The sequence below is a fragment of the Persicitalea sp. genome, from assembly GCF_041751555.1.
In the GTDB taxonomy this organism is placed as follows: domain Bacteria; phylum Bacteroidota; class Bacteroidia; order Cytophagales; family Spirosomataceae; genus Persicitalea.
In genome coordinates this window covers 1-17,072 of record NZ_JBGSXF010000280.1, presented here as the reverse complement: position 1 = coordinate 17,072, position 17,072 = coordinate 1, and the positions used below count along the sequence as shown (strand labels likewise).

Sequence of the window (17,072 nt, the reverse complement as noted above, 5' to 3'; positions counted from 1 at the left end):
CGCTCCGTGGGGGTACGAAATAGATTGGGGTAATTGGCCACCAGGCTGTATCCCAGCGTCAGTAATTCGCGGCCAGCCTGTTCCGCTTTCGGCCAGTTCTTTTCGTTCAGATGCAACCGCATCAGCATCCCTAAGGCCAGTCCTTTGTTGAAACGACCGTATTGCGCGGGTGTTTTGGGCAGGTTAGCCGCTGCATAATCCAGGTCAGCCGCTATGGAGCCAACGTACGTTTCCCGCGGTGGACGCTTCAGGTCCGACTCTGCGGGCGTGTTGATTTTAGCTGGGTCGGTGATTACCGGAACGGGACCGTACATGTGCAGCAGGTAGAACATCGTCATGCCCCGACTCATGCTGGCTTCCGCGATCAATTGCTTCTTCTTAGTCTCAGAAATTTTGGCTTTTTGCAAGTCGGCAATCGTCTGCGTCATACGGCTCACGTGGCGGACCTTCTCGAAGTGGCTGGCCCTACCCTGGGTACGCAGGAAACTGAAATCTCCCTTGCTGAACCCCTCGAATTGACCGCCCCACTCGGTGTAGACGCTAAAATCGTCGCCACTGATATCGAACATCAGGTGGTGACCGTATTCAGGACTAAAAAACATATTTTGGTACGACTGCTCCGAATACCCCCATTTGGAGCCAAAGGGCTTGTAAGCCGTCAACGTGTAGAGTTCAAAATCGGCTTCGGTCGTGGGAAACTTGTCAGGCGTGAGCACGCCCGAGATCACGGGGTCAAAGTTTTTTTCACAGGCCGAGGTACCCAGTAGCAGTCCAGCAGCGGCAAGAATTAGAAGTATATTTTTCATGATGATATTAAGTTTTGATATTTAAAATCCAGCTCTTAAGCCCAAAGTGAAGGTGCGTGCGACCGGATACGGAGCGGGTCCGCCTTTGACCGATCCCACAGATAATTCGGGATCGACACCCTTGAATGCGGTCAGGATGAAGGCATTTTGCACATCACCAAATACCCGTAGCGACCAGACAAACCGCGTGACTTTGGCAGTATTGAGCGTGTAGCCCAACGTGATGTTACGTGCCCGCAGGAAGTCGCGCTTTTCCAGGGCGAGATCCAGTCCTGCGTTCAAGCCCGTCACCGTCGAAGGGTTGAAAGCCGCGCCGGGCAAAGTTCCCGACGGATTAGCCTGCGACCAGGCATCTTTGATCTGCTCCGAGCCGCCCTGCGTCAGCGAGAGTAGCCCCAGCGGGCTACCCCACTGTTTGGTGAAGTCGTAGCCGTAAAAGCCCGTCTGCCCATAGAGGAAAATGCTGAAATCCCAGTTTTTGTATTGGAGCGTGTTGCCGAAACCAATGACAAGGCGTGGCACGGCCGAGTACTTCGAGATGTCGCTATCGTCGAGTACGCCGTCGCCGTTCTGATCCACAAATAGTGGCGAACCAGGCTTTGTGGCACCTTTGGGTTGCCAAGCAGGTACTTCTTGTCCTACTTGCAAAATACCCTCTGTTTCGTGAATGTAAAATGTTCCGATGGGGTCTTCCAGCGCACCACCGCGCGGTACGGGGCTGTTAGGCAGGCGCTCGGTCCAGCGGTTGGAATAAGAAGTCAGGTTTACATTCGACCGCCAGGAGAAGTTATTCTTCTGCACATTGGTGGTGTTCAACGCCACTTCCCAGCCCGTCCGGCGCTGCGCTCCCGCATTGATGGGCGTCGTAGGGATAAACGACAGCTGAGGGTTGGTCGCGTTGGTATTCAGACGGGTAATGTCCTCACGAAATACGTCGAGAGAAGCCTGGACGCGATCACCGAACAAGCCCATATCCAGCCCGACGTTGAGTGTTTTGGTCACGGGCCATTTGAAATCTGGATTGTCGAACTGCCGCAAGATGTACGGAATGTAGAGCGCCGAGCCGTTGTTGAAGGCAATAGCCGTGGCGTCGGTTCCGTAATAGCCATAGGCAAGGTCGCCGGGCCGGGTGCCCGTCGAGCCGTAGCTGGCCCGGAGTTTCAGTTCCGAGAGTTGCTTGACGTTTTTCAAGAAAGCTTCATCGCCCAGTTTCCAGGCCACCGACACACCGGGGAAATTCTGGTATTTGTTGTCGGGAAAATAGCGGTCGGCCCCGTCGCGCCGTAGAATCAGCGAGATCACGTAACGATCGAACAAATCCATGTTGGCGCGGGCAAAGAATGATCGGAACTCCCGGCGCGTGTTGTACGAATTAACCGTCTTGGGACCCGTAGCCTGCGAAAAATCGTCGATGTTGATGGCGTCGGGGAAGTCGGCGACCTCGGCGCTCAGGCCGGTGTACTTGTCCAGGTACCGCGCTACCCCGGCTACGGCGCTCATGTTGAACCAGTCGCCAAAAGCTTTCTGGTAGGTCAGAGTTCCCTCCATCGTCTGGTTCTGGCGACGATCTTCGGCGATACTGGCTCGCGAGCGGTTTAGCTGAAACCAGAATACCGTCGAGGGAATGAAGAAATTACGCACCGCGTATTCCGAATTATTGCCGTAGGAAACCTTGGCCGTCAGCGCGTCCGGGATGATGTCATACTCGGCGGAAATATTGGCCAGCAAACCCCGGTTGGCGGTATTGTCCTGGATGTCCAGCAGCGAAACGGGATTGCCCGTAAGGCCGAAGAGCGAGTACTTGCCATCGGCATCATAGATAGGAACCGAGGCCGGATAAGATATCGCGGCCTGCAACGCGTTGAAGCCCTGCGAACCCGAACCGCCCGCTTGTCCGCCCGCCTGCGGATTGGTGTAGTCGTTGTAGTTGGCGTTGATCCCCGTCGTAATCCGAAACTGCTTACTCAAGTTAAATGTAAGGTTCATCCGGCCCGTGTAGCGGGTCAGGTCCGAACTGCGGGCAGTGCCTTTCTGGTTGAAAAACCCGCCCGAGAAGTAATACTGTACTTTGTCGGAAGCGCCGCTGATGCTCAGGTTGTGGTTGTCGATGGAACCCTTGCGGAGAATCTGGCCCAGCCAATCGGTGCCCTCGCCCGCCGATTGAATTTGCGTGTCGGTGAATTGAGGTTTGTAGGCGGTCAGGTTTTGGGTGACCGTTCCAAACGGAACCATGTTTTTGTCCGACAGAAATTTGTCCACCTGTAATTGGTTGACGTACGTCATGTAGTCCCGCGCATTGAGCGGTTGGATGTATTCCATATTGTTCACGAAGGAGTGGCTGGCGTCGTAGTTGACGTTCATGCGACCGCCTTTTCCCTTTTTGGTCGTAACCAGCATTACGCCGTTGGCCGCCGCCACACCGTAAATCGATGCCCCGGCGTCTTTCAGAAACTCGATGGATTCGATGTCGTTGGGGTTCAGGCCCGCCAAAGCACCCCGGTTCACGCCCTGAATCTCGACGGTGCCGTTGCGCGGTTCCAGACCAGAACCAGGCATAATCACGCCATCGACCACGATCAGCGGCGTACCCTTGCCACGAATCGAGATGTTGATGTTACCACCCGGCTGCGAATTTTGCTGCGTGACGTTGACACCCGCCGCCCGACCAAACAGCAGGTCGGGAATGCCCAGGTTGGCAGAATTGGGAATATTGCGCGGCTCCACCTTCGAAACGGCCGTACTCAGGTTGCGCCGCGAGGTAGTTCCGTAACCAATCACCACCACTTCGCTGAGGTTCTTCTGATCAGTTGCCATGCTGACATCCAGCGTCGAGCGGTCGCCTACTACCAAGTCCTGAGTGGTGTATCCGATAAAGGAAAAGGTTAGGGTGGCGTTGGCATTCGGTACTTCCAGTGAATAATCGCCTTCGGCGTCGGACGAAGTACCCGTCGTCGTTCCTTTCAGGGCGATGTTCACGCCAGGAATGCCCACACCGCTCTCATTGGTGACTTTGCCCTTCACCAGCCGGGCTTGGGCCATTACTTGGGCTGGAATCAAGCAGCACAAGGCGTACACTAAAATGACGTAAATACTTTTCATAAGTACATGAGTTAAGTTGTTTGGAATAGTTATCCAGATTTTAACTAATAAAAACTTGGATAGATGCAAATCTACAATAAACAGTTCATCAATAAAATAGAGGAAATTGCTATAAAGATGGATGATTTTACGAATTTGGAGGCTGATCGATTCAGAATCCACTTACGTCACTTTGCCTGTTTGCTTTTTTCCAACCTAGCCTTGGCCCAGGGGTCTTTATACTCAGCCTTCTTGTTCTGCATTAGCGATTCATGGATATGGGAACAAACGTCCATCCATACCTTCCCTTCGTCCCAAAGCGGTTTCATCAATGACTGCGTCCATTGATCGTATTCTTTCGTGACCTGGCTAAATCTTTCCTTTTCTATTTTGGACAAATCATTGGTTTCACCCAGATTGTCCTTCAAGTTGTACATCACCGAGCCGTAGCCATCCAGCGTAACTACCTTGTAATCGCCCACGCGGGCGGCGGATTTGTCGAGCTTGCGCCAGAACAGCATTTCGTGCGGACTGCCCTTTGCTTCTCCGTCCAGATAAGGCAGTAGGTTGGCTCCGTCTAATACTACATCCTGCGGCTTTTCGATGCTGGCGGCGTCTAGTGAGGTAGTGAAAATGTCCAGAGATGAAGTCAGACCGTCGAATTTTCGATCACCCTTTATACGACTAGGCCAACTCACGACGAAGGGAACCCGGTGGCCGCCTTCGAACTCATTGCCTTTCCAGCCTTTGAGCGAACCGGTCTTTGAGGTGTTGTCGTGCGCACCACCGTTGTCGCTCAGAAAATAAATCAGGGTGTTTTTCCGAATGCCCAACGCGTCCAGTTTGTCGAGCAACTTGCCGATGTTTTCGTCCAGCGACCAGGTCATCGCCGCCAATTTCTGCCGGGGATGGTTCTTGAATTTTTCCAAATTCTCCGCCTTGGCATCCATCGGGGTATGTACCGCGTTGTAAGCCAAGTACATAAAAAAGGGCTTGTCATGGCTTTGCTCCACGAATTTGACGGATTGGTCACCCAGCACATCGGTCATGTACCCTTCAAATTCCACGCGCTTGCCGTTGTGCTGCAGCATTTGCTCGGTGGACGGATTTTTCAACGGAAAATACGAACGGCTTCCCGCCAGAAAACCGTAGAATTCATTGAAACCCCGCTGGTTGGGATGATCCGACGCATCTTCGCCCAAATGCCATTTGCCCAGGGCATAGGTCCGGTAGCCGCTTTTTTGGAAAACATCGGCCATCGTGACCGCATCGTCGCTCAGGCCAATGCCCGCCGTGCCGTTGGCTTCAAAGCCAAAACGCTGCTGGTACTGCCCGGTAATCAGCCCGGCCCGCGACGGGGCACAAACCGACGCGCTCACGTGTGCGTCGGTGAACATCACGCCCGACCGAGCTAATGCGTCGATGCGCGGGGTCGGCAAATCTTCGCTACCCATGAACCCAAAATCCACAAAACCAGCGTCGTCTACCAGAATGACGATCACGTTGGGGCGATCCGCTCCGGCGCTCGATGCATTGGCTTTCGCCTGGTGCTGCCCCATGGGTTGGCAGGCCGAAAGCGCGAAAAAGAATAAATACAATACGCACAAAAGAGGTCTCATTTTTTTAAGATTTTGTTGGCGATGCCTATGCTTAATCGGCCATTTCCTCAGTCTGTAGGAAATTAATCATGTTTCGGTGAATCAGCGCGCCCTGATGATTGACATTCATGCCTAAAACCTTGTCGAAATACGCCACCGCTTGCGGAGTGCGGCCATTGCCCAGGCCAAGATTGCCCAGAGCGATCAGATAATAGCAGTGCATCTTGTTGAGTTCGTTCAAGTCATTATCGAAGACCAGCATATCGGGCAGTGATACGGCAAAATAATCGAGCTTGATTTCGTCGTCCAGGTGCGCCTCACCGTACTCGATTAGCTTGCTGAATAGCTTTTCGGCCCGCTCATTTTGGTGCAGCTTTCTCCACCCTAAACCCTGGTAAAAAAGTTTGTCGGGCTGTTGATCGTTGTAAAAAATGGCTTGCACGGGCGCATCCAAACCATCGGTGGCTTGTCGGAAAAAAACCTCTGCGTTGTCATTTTCAGCCAAAGCTTCGTGGGCCAGGCCTTTCAGGTAAAAGATGTCGTTTTCCTGCACGCCGTACAATTTGCCTTCGCCCAGATTGAGCGGGTAAGTTTCGGCGGCGGTCAGCAGATCGAGGGCTTCGGCTGGTTTATCGGCCAAGAGTGCCTGCTTAGCCAGTTCGATATGACAGATCAGATGCTGCCTCACCACTTTGCCTTCGCCGCCCTCCCACGGATGAAACTGCCTCGCGGCCAGCAGAGTTTGGGCGGTTTGGTATCGTTCCAACTGGTTGCAGAGGGTAATTCGCTCCAGGTGCAGGTCGTCGCGCTGTTCGGTGGCGGCGCTGTATTTTTCCAAACGGGCCAGCCGCTCGGCGGGGGCGTGGTTCATTTTTTTGTCCAACTGATCCAGTTCCATCAGCACCCGCGCGTCGGTGGGGTTGAGTTCGAAAGCCTTTTCCAACATTTTCAAGGCATCCTCCGAGCGCTGCAGTTTATTCTGATAGGCCAGCGACAGGTTGCGGAATGCGGTTGGGAAGGTATCATCCAGCTTAGTCGAACGCTCCCAGGCATCAATAGCTTCCGAGTACTGCCGATTGCCGTACCAAAAGTTGCCGAGGTAATACCAGGTACGGGCATGATTGTAGCCTTCCTGCCCGGCGGCCCATTGTAGCACGATCAGTTCATCGAGCCGGTTGGGAAAAACGAAGTCTGGACTGGCTTCCGTGGCTTTTTTGAGATAAGTGTTGCTCCGGTCTGATTCTCCCTGCCGATCGTAAAAAAACGCGAGGAAGTAATAGACAATTGAGTAGATTTTTGGCTTGGATACAACCAATTGCAGTAGTAAGCAATCCGCTTCGTGGTATAACCCGGCCCGACTGTAATCGAGCGCGTATTCCAGATAACTATGGATGTAATCCCGCATAAGTTTTTTTAAGTTCTGATGTGATTTGAATCCGGAAGACTGAACCCCTCCTGATACTTTTCCAGACTGCGACGGCACCCACGAAGTCTCGGCTTTGCCTTGTTCGACCAACAGCCGCTCGAACAAGCAGCCGAAATGGAACTTATCGATCGCCAGCGTGTCGTTGATGAGCCGTTGCGCTTCGGCTGGCCGGCCAATTTTGCGGAGCAAAACCACTTTCAAATGCCGGGCTGAGTGGCCGTGCCAGTTCCGCGCCAGCGACCGCTCGACCAGTTCGAGTGCCTGCGCGTAGTCTTTGCGGCGGGTAGCGATGCGGGCCAGTTCGAGGAAGGCGGTGTCTTGCCAGGCGGCATTCCAGGTCGCTTTGTAGAAGGCATCGAAGGCTTCATCGTAACGAGCTAATTTGGTCAGACATAGGCCCAGATTGTAGTACGCTTCGCCGTCGTAGGGATTGGGATTGCGCGCGGTCAGGGTCAGGATGGCGGTTTGAAAATACGGTTCCGCTTTGGTGAATTGCCCGTGCTTGTAGTACCAAAGCCCCAGCGCGTTGTTGCAACGGCTGTCTTTCGGGTCCCGGCGGAGGGCTTCTTCGTAATAATCGACGGGCGAATAGGTGGCGTGGCGATACTGCTCGATGTGGTGCCCCGTCAGGAATAGTTGCTCGTTGTTCTCGACCTCAGCGGGCGACTTAGCCGCAATGGCGGGTTCGGGAATGGCAGGTTGTACACTCGTATCGTCGGGTTGGTAGGCTACCAATTCAACGCCCTCAGCCGTTGTGACGCTGAGCCGAATGGCAGTCGGTTGGCTCACCGCATGGGACACAGTATGCAGGAAAGGATTTTCCGGCGACAAATCCAGGCTTTCCTCAAAAACAACGCGTTCGCCGTCGGTCAGGCGGACAATAACGCCGGGATAAGCCGCCGTAGTATAAGCACTTATCGCCACTTCCTTCTCCGAAATTTCCAGATTGACCGCTGCTTCCTTCGTCGCGTTTTTAACCAAACCGATTTCGCTGTATGGCATGAAGTACTGGACAAACGTGCGCTCCTCATTGGGCATAATCCACGAGAAGTCGGGCTGATTATCGGTGAAAACGCCCGTCATTAGTTCGATGTACGGCCCATCTTCGTCGGTCAGGTTGCGGTCCCAGGCGTAGCCAAATTCGCCTTTGCCCCAGGTCCACTGCTTCTTGCCGGGCGACAAATGGTGACTGGCCACGTGCAGAATGCCGCCACGACTGTCGTGTTCGTAACCGCCCACGAAATCATACTTCGATTCCGCCGCCATGTACGAGGTAGGCACCGGAATATTCTTGTAGCGCGAAATATCGGTTCCGGGCGAGTAATCGACTTTGTAATACGTACCCTTTGCGATGGGAAATTCCGAAACATCGCGCCGACCGTGGTCGAAAACGGCGTGGACATCAGGCGGGAACACCGACTGATAATAATCGTTGACCTTCACCGCCGGATTGCTCCACCACAAAAACGTTTGCGGTACTTCGGTCCGGTTGTAGAGGACACCCTGAATTTCAAGATACGCTTTTCCGGGATACAGCCGGAAACCCGCCATGCCCTTGGTGCCGAACATCCGCTCCACTTCGCTCACCCAAATCGTTTTGGAGCCGTCTTCGTGTTCTTCCGTGGTGAAGTCGATGGGCTCAAACGTACTAGGACGGTGGTGTTGCGGCCAGTTGAACTCGATGCCGCCCGAAATCCACGGTCCGGTCAGGCCCACAAGGGCGGGCTTGATGACCTGATTGTAGTAAACGAAATGCCGATTCTTGACTTTGTCGAAAGCCATCTGCACCCGTCCGCCCAATTCCGGCAGAATCATGATTTTCAGGTACTCATTTTCCAGGTAAACGGCCTGGTAGGTTTGGTCTTCCTTGTGGTCGTCAATCTTTTCGATCACGGCGTTGGGATATACCACGCCGCTACTGCCCTGATAGACTCGTTTTTCGAGAAACATCGGGTTCTTATTGGGTTCTCCTACGCCGTAAGTGGGGATCGTAATCGGTTCTTCCCAGACGCGTACTTGCTGGTTTGAGGTCATGTTTTTGGGTATTACGTATTAGGTCGTTAGGTATTAGGTCTTTCCGACGTATCGGTTAGGTTCTTCTGACCCTTACTTTTTTGTTAATTGGTCAAGCGTACTTTCCTTTTGAAATAATTGCTCGATTTTGTCAAGCGTCACTTCCTCGACCGGATTAAATTTTTTGCTGTTCATGTAGTTCAAAAGGCTGTATTTTAACTGCCGCGCGGAAGGACGATCGTCAATATCCGTATCCAAATCCACGCTGCACACCATGAGTTTGCCCCTGCCCACCTTTGCCTCGAAGGCCAGCGACAAGCGACGGCTCTCGAACCAGTCGTCGATGGGTTGAATCAGCGGCCGCAGACTTTTTTGAAAATCGTTCAGGATAATGGTTTGGGAATGCATCACGATGTCGTGCCATTGGTAGTTGCTACTCATTTCGGTGGGGAAGGTCGCAAACAGCGGGTGCTTCGGATCGCAAACCAGGCCCAGCGTGTGCGGTGGCTGATTGTTGGTGTACGACGTATTCCAAAAGATGGACGAAAACCCGATCGCAACTTCGGCTCCTTTACCGCGCTTCACGTGGCCGTAAGGCAAAAGCAACACATTCGCCCCATTTTCGAGTTGTTTTACCACTTCTGAGGTCAGCGAATTAGTGACCACCGCTTTACCCACAGCCACATCGGGATTTACGTTGGCTGGATATACCCAGATATTCCAGGAGTTGGTGACCGGGTTAGCGGCTTGCTCTGTACCTTCAAAAGCTACCTTTAACGTCAGCATCTCCGGCTTTTTGAAGCCTGACAACGGAATTTGTGCTGTGCCTACAGTTTGACAATTGTCGATCGCTATTTTATCCTTCGTGAAGCTACCGCGCTGCACCACTTTCCCGGCGGTGTTTAACAATTGCCAGTCGATGGTTTGATTTTTGAGTTCTTCGGTCCCGAAATGCGCGATTTCCAGCGCGGCCTGCACGGTTTCGTTGTTTTGATAAATTAGTTTTTCCATCCGCGCCAGCAGAACCGTCGGGTTGGAAAAAGTGCGGTATTCTTCCGGCGTGGTGTAGCCCTTGGATTCCCCAAATACATCCAGCGCACCCACCAGCGCCGTTCCCTGTCCCGGAAAATCGTGCAGACCCAGTAATTGGAATCCGGCAAAACCGGGCGTACGCAGGGCGGCTTCGATATCCGCCTTGTAGCAGAGCGTTTGCAGCCGTCCCGAAGAATTCAGAAAATCATTGGCCTGATCGCCCATCCCGGATTCGTTCAGCATATCCCGAAAAATCTCAAAATTGGTGGGCTTCAACACGCCCGTATATTTCGGGATTTCCTTGAAATTCGGATAGGCGCACCATTGCCCGATTTCGTGGCTCACGTAAGGAATTGAACCCGCTTTCTTAGTGATGTCGCGCCAATCGAAATCTGTTCTTGGAATCCCTATATTGATGATGCTATTCAACCCTTCGCCCCAGCGTTGAATGCGGGCGTTGGGGGCATCGTGGAATTGGTTTTCGGGAATCGTGGGCCAACCCGCGCCGCTCGTGTACAGCCTTCGGGCGTCCTTTTGCTTGAAATGATCTACCCAACGGCCCAGGAAATCGTTTTGATTGGCCCCGCCCGGCTCGTTACCGTAGGCCATCAAACAAAACGACGGGTGGTTTCCATACTGCTTAATGATCCGTTCCGATTCGTCGTAAATAAAATCATCGACCACCCCGCCCGTCCCCACGCCACTCACCTGATTGGCCCACAAGGGGCTCTCGATGTGCAGGTACATCCCGAGTCGGTCAGCCACCGCAAAAGCCGCTTCGGGCGGACACCAAGAGTGAAACCGCAGGTGGTTAAGGCCATATTCTTTGGCTGTTTTCATGATCTTTTCCCAGGGTCCTTCGGTCGTGGGCGGGTAGCCTGTCAGCGGAAAGGCCGCGCAATCCACATCGCCCCTCAGAAAAATGGGTCGTCCGTTGATTGCCAGCCGGGTACCCGTGGTCGTAATTTCCCGTATTCCGAAAGGTACCTTTTTGGCCGACACTTCCTGCCCTTGCTCATCCACCAACCGGGCGGTTAGTTCGTAAAGATTGGGCGCAAATTCGTCCCAAAGTTGGGCATTGGGGATGGCGTAGGTAGCAGTCTGTTCGGTGATTTCGTCGGAAAAATTTACCAGTACTTTCAACTGAGGATACGTCGTGATTTCGCCCGTATTGCTCTTTGCCTGCAATATCAAACTGCCCTTGAACGATTGCCGCCGGGGCTGATGCAACGAAACGGCTACCTCTATGGATGAGGTACTTAATTTCGGATGAATTTGCACATCTTCGAGGTAAGTAAGTTCTCCGACGTTAAACGACAAATCGCCAATCAGCCCGTTCCAGTTGGTTTGGGTGTGGTCGGCGACGCTGTGCGCGTTGTTGCCCACGTTAACAATGTAGCTATTATCGACGCGGATAATGATCGTGTTTTTGCCGGGTTTGAGCTGCTTGCTAAGGTCGAACTGATGCGGTGCAACCAGGCTATTACGGGTGCCGCAAAATTGTCCGTTTACGTACACCATCGTTTTCCAGTGGCAGCGTTCCAGGTTCAGCGTAATGCGTTTTTTGGCCCAGTCGGCAGGCAATTCTATCTCGCGCTTGTACCAGGCCGGACCAGCGTAGTACTTGTCGGGTTTGAGCCAGAAAGGTATTTTAATGGGGTCTTGCCGATACTTTCTGTAGCGGTCGGCGAAGAAATAGCTGCTGTCGATAATTTCGCCCATCCAGGGCGTAGCTAGCGTTACGGCGTTGCCCTTACCGTTGGTGGTCAGGGAGCCGGGGAGTTTTACTCTATCGTTAAAATTATGATTTGGTTTCCACCAATCTGCCATCAACCCTTTGTCGTTGGGGTCCAATTGTAGCTGCCATTCTCCGGCTAAGGATATTTTTTCCTGAGCGAACGCACTTGGTAAGCCAAGAAGCCAGCAGGCGATGGTTATCAATAAAATCAAACTAGGCTTTTCCATTTTGTTTCTAGTAGCCGACCCATATTATGATGCTATTCACTCAAATTTCATCTGCTCCTGATGTCAGTCTGAGCGTAGTCGAAGACCGCCTGTATTGACTGTCTTCGACTACGCTCAGACTGACACACTCAAAACCACTTCACTAACTCATCGACAATCAACACATGCCCCATTTCATTCGGGTGATTGTTTTGCGCCATGTACCGGCCCAACGAATCGCCTTGTTGACGCTGGCCGTCGAAGGCTTTGTAGCTATCGACCAAACCCGTTTGATAGGTATCGGCTAATTGCCGAATCTGGTTAGCGTGCTGGTTCAAAATGTTATCGGCGTTCGCCATATCCACTTTCAAATCCGGCGAAGGCGTGAGCAGAATGACTTTGATCCCCGCTTGCTGGGCTTGCTCGATCATGGCTTGCCACGATTGTTTGGCCTTTTCCAACCCAATCTTGCGATCGTTGAGGGCGTAGTCGATGAACAGCACGTCGGGTTTGTGGGATAGCACTTCGGTCTGAAAACGGGCGGCTCCCTGCTCGGAATTTTCTCCACCAACCGCGGTGATCGTCACGTTGATGACCGCGTAGGGGTACTTGTCTTTGAGCCGTTTCAGCAATTGCTGCGGATAGGCCGCTAACGTGTTGACAATCGGTGTCTTGAAGTACCCCGCCGGGACGCTGTGTCCGTGGAAGACCAAGGTAATCGAACGATTTTTGGGCCATTGTTTGGTCAATTCCGTTTTAACGTCCGCCAAAAAGGTGGCGGGGTTGGCAACTTCGGGCGGAAGCGGGCGAGAAGCCGTCAGGGCAATAGTGGCCAAAATGGCAAACAAGTGGAAGGGGCGTTTCATCGGTGGTACTAGTTTTTAAGGGCTTGTTCTTTCCTTTTCGCCGTAAGTGCTTTGATTTCGTCGGGCGATAACGCGACTGAGGGCTTGAATTCCTGAGTATTCATGTACTTCAGCAAGCTGTACTGCAGTTGCCGGGCCACTGGCCGGGTTTCCAAATCACTACTAAGGTCGAAACTGCACAGAATCAGTTGCCCTTCGCCGACTTTCGCTTCCACGATACTAGCCAAATAGCGGTTGTTGGCGAAGTTGTCGATCTGCCGCACGATCGGCGACAAGCGGTTGTCCGGCAGAATCATCGTGGTCGATTTGGTACACAAATCCCACCACTGCCAGTCGGTGTGAAAATCGGTCGGAAAATTTTGCAAAGCCGGATGTTTCGGATCGCAAAGCAAACCCATCGTAATAGCCTGCGCCGGGAAATGCACCGGACTCCAAAACACCGGGACGAACTTACCTTCCATACCCACCATCTCCTTGTAGTCGGGGTTTAGCAACACTTTCTTACCCTGCGCCAGGGCCTGTATCGCTTCGTCGGTCGATTTCGTGAATACCACCTCCGCCGAAACATCGGGAACAGTGGCCGGATAGACCCACACATGCCAGGTGTTTTGGTAGGGCGTGCCGGACAGCGATAATTTCAGCGTGAGTTGTTTGGCGGTTTTGATGCCGCTTAGTTTCGCATCGATGGTGCCAAGCGCGTAGCCGTTGCCCACGGGAACGGTGGTTTTCGGGAGTTTTCCGCCCGCAAGCTGCTTGCCGGTTTCGTCCGTTATTGACCACTCGGGCGTTATGTCGGTCAAAGGAACCGCTCCGAAATTGGCGACTTCCGCCGTGGCTTCGAAGTTCTCGGCGTTCGTGTAGGTCGCTTTCGGGAAGCGCAGCAATGGTACTACAGGTGAGCAAAACTGCCGGAATTCCTCGGCGGTCAGGATACCTTTGCTGTCCCAAAATGCGTCCAGCAAGCCAATGTCCGCCGTGCCTTGTCCGGGAAAATCGTGCAGGTCGAGCAGTTGAATACCGCTGGCCGCTTTGGTGCGCAGAACCCGTTCCAACTCCTCCTTATAGAGGATGGCCGCCAGTTTTCCGCTGGCCTTGGTATAACTCTCAGCCAAAGGAAGCAGACCTTTTTTCGCCAAATCGTGCCGAATCGAAATCAGGCTGATGGGTTCCAGTACCCCCGTGTACTTTTTGATTTCGGCCATGTTCGGAAACACGGCGTACTGGCCTACCTCGTGCGTGACGACGGGGACGGGCATCCCGACCAGCGAAGCGGAGTAGTCGTTGGTGAAGGTGGGCGATTGTTCGTTAAAAAAACCTTGTCCGCGCACCCAGCCCAGCTTAGTTCTTTGGGTGATGAAAAAATCATCAGCGGGTTCGGGCCAGCTACCGTGTGGGGGCTGGAACGAGTACGAGGTCATGGTGTACAAATGGCGTTTGTCGGTTTTTTGAAGATTCGTCATCAGCTCGGTCAGGAAGCTGATGCGCCCTTCGAGTTCGTTGCCCATCGACCACAAACAGAACGACGGGTGGTTGCCGTATTCCCGGCTGATGCGGGCGGCTTCATCGCGGATAAACTGGTCGGCTTTGGGGTCTTCGCCCACCAGCAAACTCCACAGGGGCATTTCGATTTGTAAATAAAAACCCAGCGAGTCAGCCACCTCAAAAGCCGCTTCGGGCGGGCACCAGGAATGAAACCGGATGTGATTCATTCCGTATTGCCGCGCCGTACCGAATACCTTTTCCCAACCCGCACGGCCGGTTGGCGGATGGCCCGTTAGCGGAAAAATAGCGCATTCCAGTGTCCCGCGCAGGAACAGCCGCCGCCCGTTGAGGTGCAGCAAACCCGCTTCGTTGGTCAGTTGACGCAGCCCAAATGTAGTTTCGTACTGACTTTTGCTTTGGGCGTCATCCGCCACAAATTCGGCAGTCAATCGGTAGAGCGTGGGCGAAAACTCATCCCAAAGTTGTTTGTTCGACCCTAAATCGTAGGTCGTATTGACCAGTTGCCTTCCGGTATCGAGGCGCACCGCTTGCTTAGTTACCGGCAGGTCTTTTCCGTTCACGCGGGCCGTGAGTTGCATTATCCCGGTGGTGGGTTTTCCGCTTTTATTCTGTAATTCGACCGCTACCGCTACTACGTCAGTCGTATTCGTTTCGGTATGCAAATGACTGATATAAACCGGGTCGTGGGCGGTGAGGGCTATCTTACCGATCGCGCCATTCCAGATGATTTGGGTACCGTCGGTATAAGCATGCGCCAGTTTGTTATGGCTGATTTCGTACTGCTCTTCGTTGTTGATTCTTAGCAGGATGGTGTGCTCGCCGGGAGTCAACAGATTCGTCAGGTCGTAGCGGTGGGGCGTGGTCAGGCTTTCCTGCTGCGGCGTGCTGGCCGCCGTACCGTCCACGTACACCCGACTTTGCCAAAGTACCCGTTCCAGCATCAATTTAATTTGCTTGCCCCGCCAATCGGCCGGAATCGTGATTTTGCGCCGGTACCAGGCCGTGCCCACGTAGCGGTGTTTGCGGGCTAGTTGGTACAGTGACTCGCGCTCGAGCGATGGTTTGAGGGTAAGCGAATCACCCAATCCGGCATCGTCGGTGGTGCCGGGAAGCCGCATTTTGTGGGGGTACTTATTTTTCAGCCATCGGTGCGCGCCCCCATCCAGATTGGTATCGAAGGCCACATCCCATTCTCCCGCCAACGAAAGTTTGTTTTGGGCGGTGAGGGAGCGCGATGACAGCGCGAGAATTATGATAGATATGTATAGTAAGCGCATTTTCAAGAGCGAAAATCTAATGTCAAACAAAAAATAAAAAGCCGTAGGCCTGACCGAATTAGCAGTTCTCGACGGTTAGTAGCTATGTCTTCAATCCGGGGACTACCAAAAATGGTCATTCTTCCAAATCCCTACGGGATTTACACGATTATTTAATGCAAATCAGTAGTCCGGGACGGTTCAATATGAGGTTACTACAGTTAATCAACACAAGTCAATAATTTCTCGGCTAAAAACTTTTCATTCCTCTGGGATTTTGGCAACGCTATCAATGCGGCATAAACACATCCTCCATTTCTTCCAACGTCTTGCCCTTCGTTTCGCGAACTTTGCTAAGCACGAAGAAAAACCCGATCAGACATATTACGGCGTACATCCAGAAAGGACCGTAGGTACCCAGCGTTTCGGCCAGAATGGGGAAGGTAAATACCAGTATAAAGTAGGCCCCCCACAGTGAAAGAATCGCCACCGAAGAAGCCAGCCCCCGCACCCGGTTGGGGAAAATTTCGGAAATCAGCACCCAGGTGACCGGGGCCAGCGAGGTAGCGTAAGTGGCAATCGCCAGCAGCACAAAGATGGACAGCATTCCGGCCGAAGCACCGTTCTGCAATAGCAGCGCGATAATGACGTAAAGAATCGTCAGCCCGCCCGCCCCGAAGAGCATGAGCGGTTTACGCCCCAACTTATCGACCTGCCACATGGCTACGACTGTAAACACCAAATTGACAACACCAATGGCAACCGTCTCGAACAATTGGCGATCCAGGTTGGCCCCGACGGTTTCGAAAATGGTGGAGGTGTAGTTGAAGACGACATTGATTCCGCACAACTGCTGAAAAACGGCCAGCCCGATGCCTACGAATACGGCGGCCCGAATGCCGGGTTTGAACAAATCGGCCAGTACTACTTTCGATTTATCCGTAGCCGCCGCATCGACGTTCGCCACGGTACTTTCGGCAAAGGCGTGCCCTCCGATGCGTTCCAGAATGGCGGTACCATGCTGGATTTTTCCCTGTAAAATGAGCCAGCGAGGGCTTTCGGGCAACCAAATCACGCCAATAAAAAATAAAACTGACGGCACAGCCCCCAACCCGAACATCAACCGCCAGGCGTCCGGCCCATTGTCGGCGAGGCCGTAATTGATGAGGTTGGTAATGAGAATACCAATAACAATGGTGAGCTGATTGATCGCCACGTTGCGCCCCCGAATCTCAGCGGGTGATACCTCGGCGATATACAGCGGACTCAGCATGGACGCCATGCCCACCCCAATACCCGCCACGAAGCGAGCGACCATGAAGGTGGTGAGTCCGTTGGAAATAGCCATCGCGATGGACGAAACCGCGAAAATTCCTGCCGCGACCATCAGGGCGGGTCGGCGACCGTAGCGGTCGGCGAGTCGGCCCGCCATGACACAGCCTACCATACAGCCCAGCGCCAGGGTACCCGTCAGGAAGCCTTCCCACCAGGCAGTGAGCCCAAATACGTCCCGGAGCAAGGGCAAGGCTCCGGCAATGACGGCAAAGTCG

8 protein-coding genes are annotated in these 17,072 nt (G+C 53.3%); all 8 read right to left on the bottom strand.

Annotation, left to right across the window (positions count from 1 at the left end; all coding sequences use genetic code 11):
• A partial coding sequence (locus ACEW8P_RS09815; RefSeq protein WP_373512907.1) for a RagB/SusD family nutrient uptake outer membrane protein occupies positions 1 to 806 on the bottom strand: 806 nt, incomplete at its 3' end.
• A gap of 21 nt (positions 807 to 827) precedes the next feature.
• Positions 828 to 3,905 (bottom strand): SusC/RagA family TonB-linked outer membrane protein, encoded by a 3,078-nt coding sequence (locus tag ACEW8P_RS09810; protein WP_373512906.1) that lies wholly within the window; start codon positions 3,903 to 3,905, stop codon positions 828 to 830.
• A gap of 167 nt (positions 3,906 to 4,072) precedes the next feature.
• Complete coding sequence (locus tag ACEW8P_RS09805) at positions 4,073 to 5,503, bottom strand: sulfatase-like hydrolase/transferase (RefSeq protein WP_373512905.1); 1,431 nt, start codon at positions 5,501 to 5,503, stop codon at positions 4,073 to 4,075.
• 31 nt (positions 5,504 to 5,534) lie between these two features.
• Positions 5,535 to 8,942: a DUF5107 domain-containing protein gene (locus ACEW8P_RS09800; protein ID WP_373512904.1), complete on the bottom strand. Its 3,408-nt coding sequence runs from the start codon at positions 8,940 to 8,942 to the stop codon at positions 5,535 to 5,537.
• Positions 8,943 to 9,014: 72 nt separating this feature from the next.
• Positions 9,015 to 11,918, bottom strand: a complete 2,904-nt coding sequence (locus ACEW8P_RS09795) for a sugar-binding domain-containing protein (protein ID WP_373512903.1) — start codon at positions 11,916 to 11,918, stop codon at positions 9,015 to 9,017.
• Positions 11,919 to 12,046: 128 nt separating this feature from the next.
• Positions 12,047 to 12,763: an SGNH/GDSL hydrolase family protein gene (locus ACEW8P_RS09790; protein ID WP_373512902.1), complete on the bottom strand. Its 717-nt coding sequence runs from the start codon at positions 12,761 to 12,763 to the stop codon at positions 12,047 to 12,049.
• A gap of 8 nt (positions 12,764 to 12,771) precedes the next feature.
• A complete protein-coding gene (locus tag ACEW8P_RS09785; RefSeq protein ID WP_373512901.1) occupies positions 12,772 to 15,543 on the bottom strand; it encodes a sugar-binding domain-containing protein in 2,772 nt (923 codons plus the stop codon).
• Positions 15,544 to 15,811: 268 nt separating this feature from the next.
• Positions 15,812 to 17,072, bottom strand: a 1,261-nt coding sequence (locus ACEW8P_RS09780; RefSeq protein ID WP_373512900.1) for a sugar porter family MFS transporter, incomplete at its 5' end; no start/stop codon positions are given.

Coding starts and splice junctions, on each gene's coding strand:
- ACEW8P_RS09805 (WP_373512905.1), bottom strand. CDS start 5,503: ATGAGACCTCTTTTGTGCGTATTGTATTTATTCTTTTTCGCGCTTTCG.
- ACEW8P_RS09785 (WP_373512901.1), bottom strand. CDS start 15,543: ATGCGCTTACTATACATATCTATCATAATTCTCGCGCTGTCATCGCGC.
- ACEW8P_RS09795 (WP_373512903.1), bottom strand. CDS start 11,918: ATGGAAAAGCCTAGTTTGATTTTATTGATAACCATCGCCTGCTGGCTT.
- ACEW8P_RS09790 (WP_373512902.1), bottom strand. CDS start 12,763: ATGAAACGCCCCTTCCACTTGTTTGCCATTTTGGCCACTATTGCCCTG.
- ACEW8P_RS09810 (WP_373512906.1), bottom strand. CDS start 3,905: ATGAAAAGTATTTACGTCATTTTAGTGTACGCCTTGTGCTGCTTGATT.
- ACEW8P_RS09800 (WP_373512904.1), bottom strand. CDS start 8,942: ATGACCTCAAACCAGCAAGTACGCGTCTGGGAAGAACCGATTACGATC.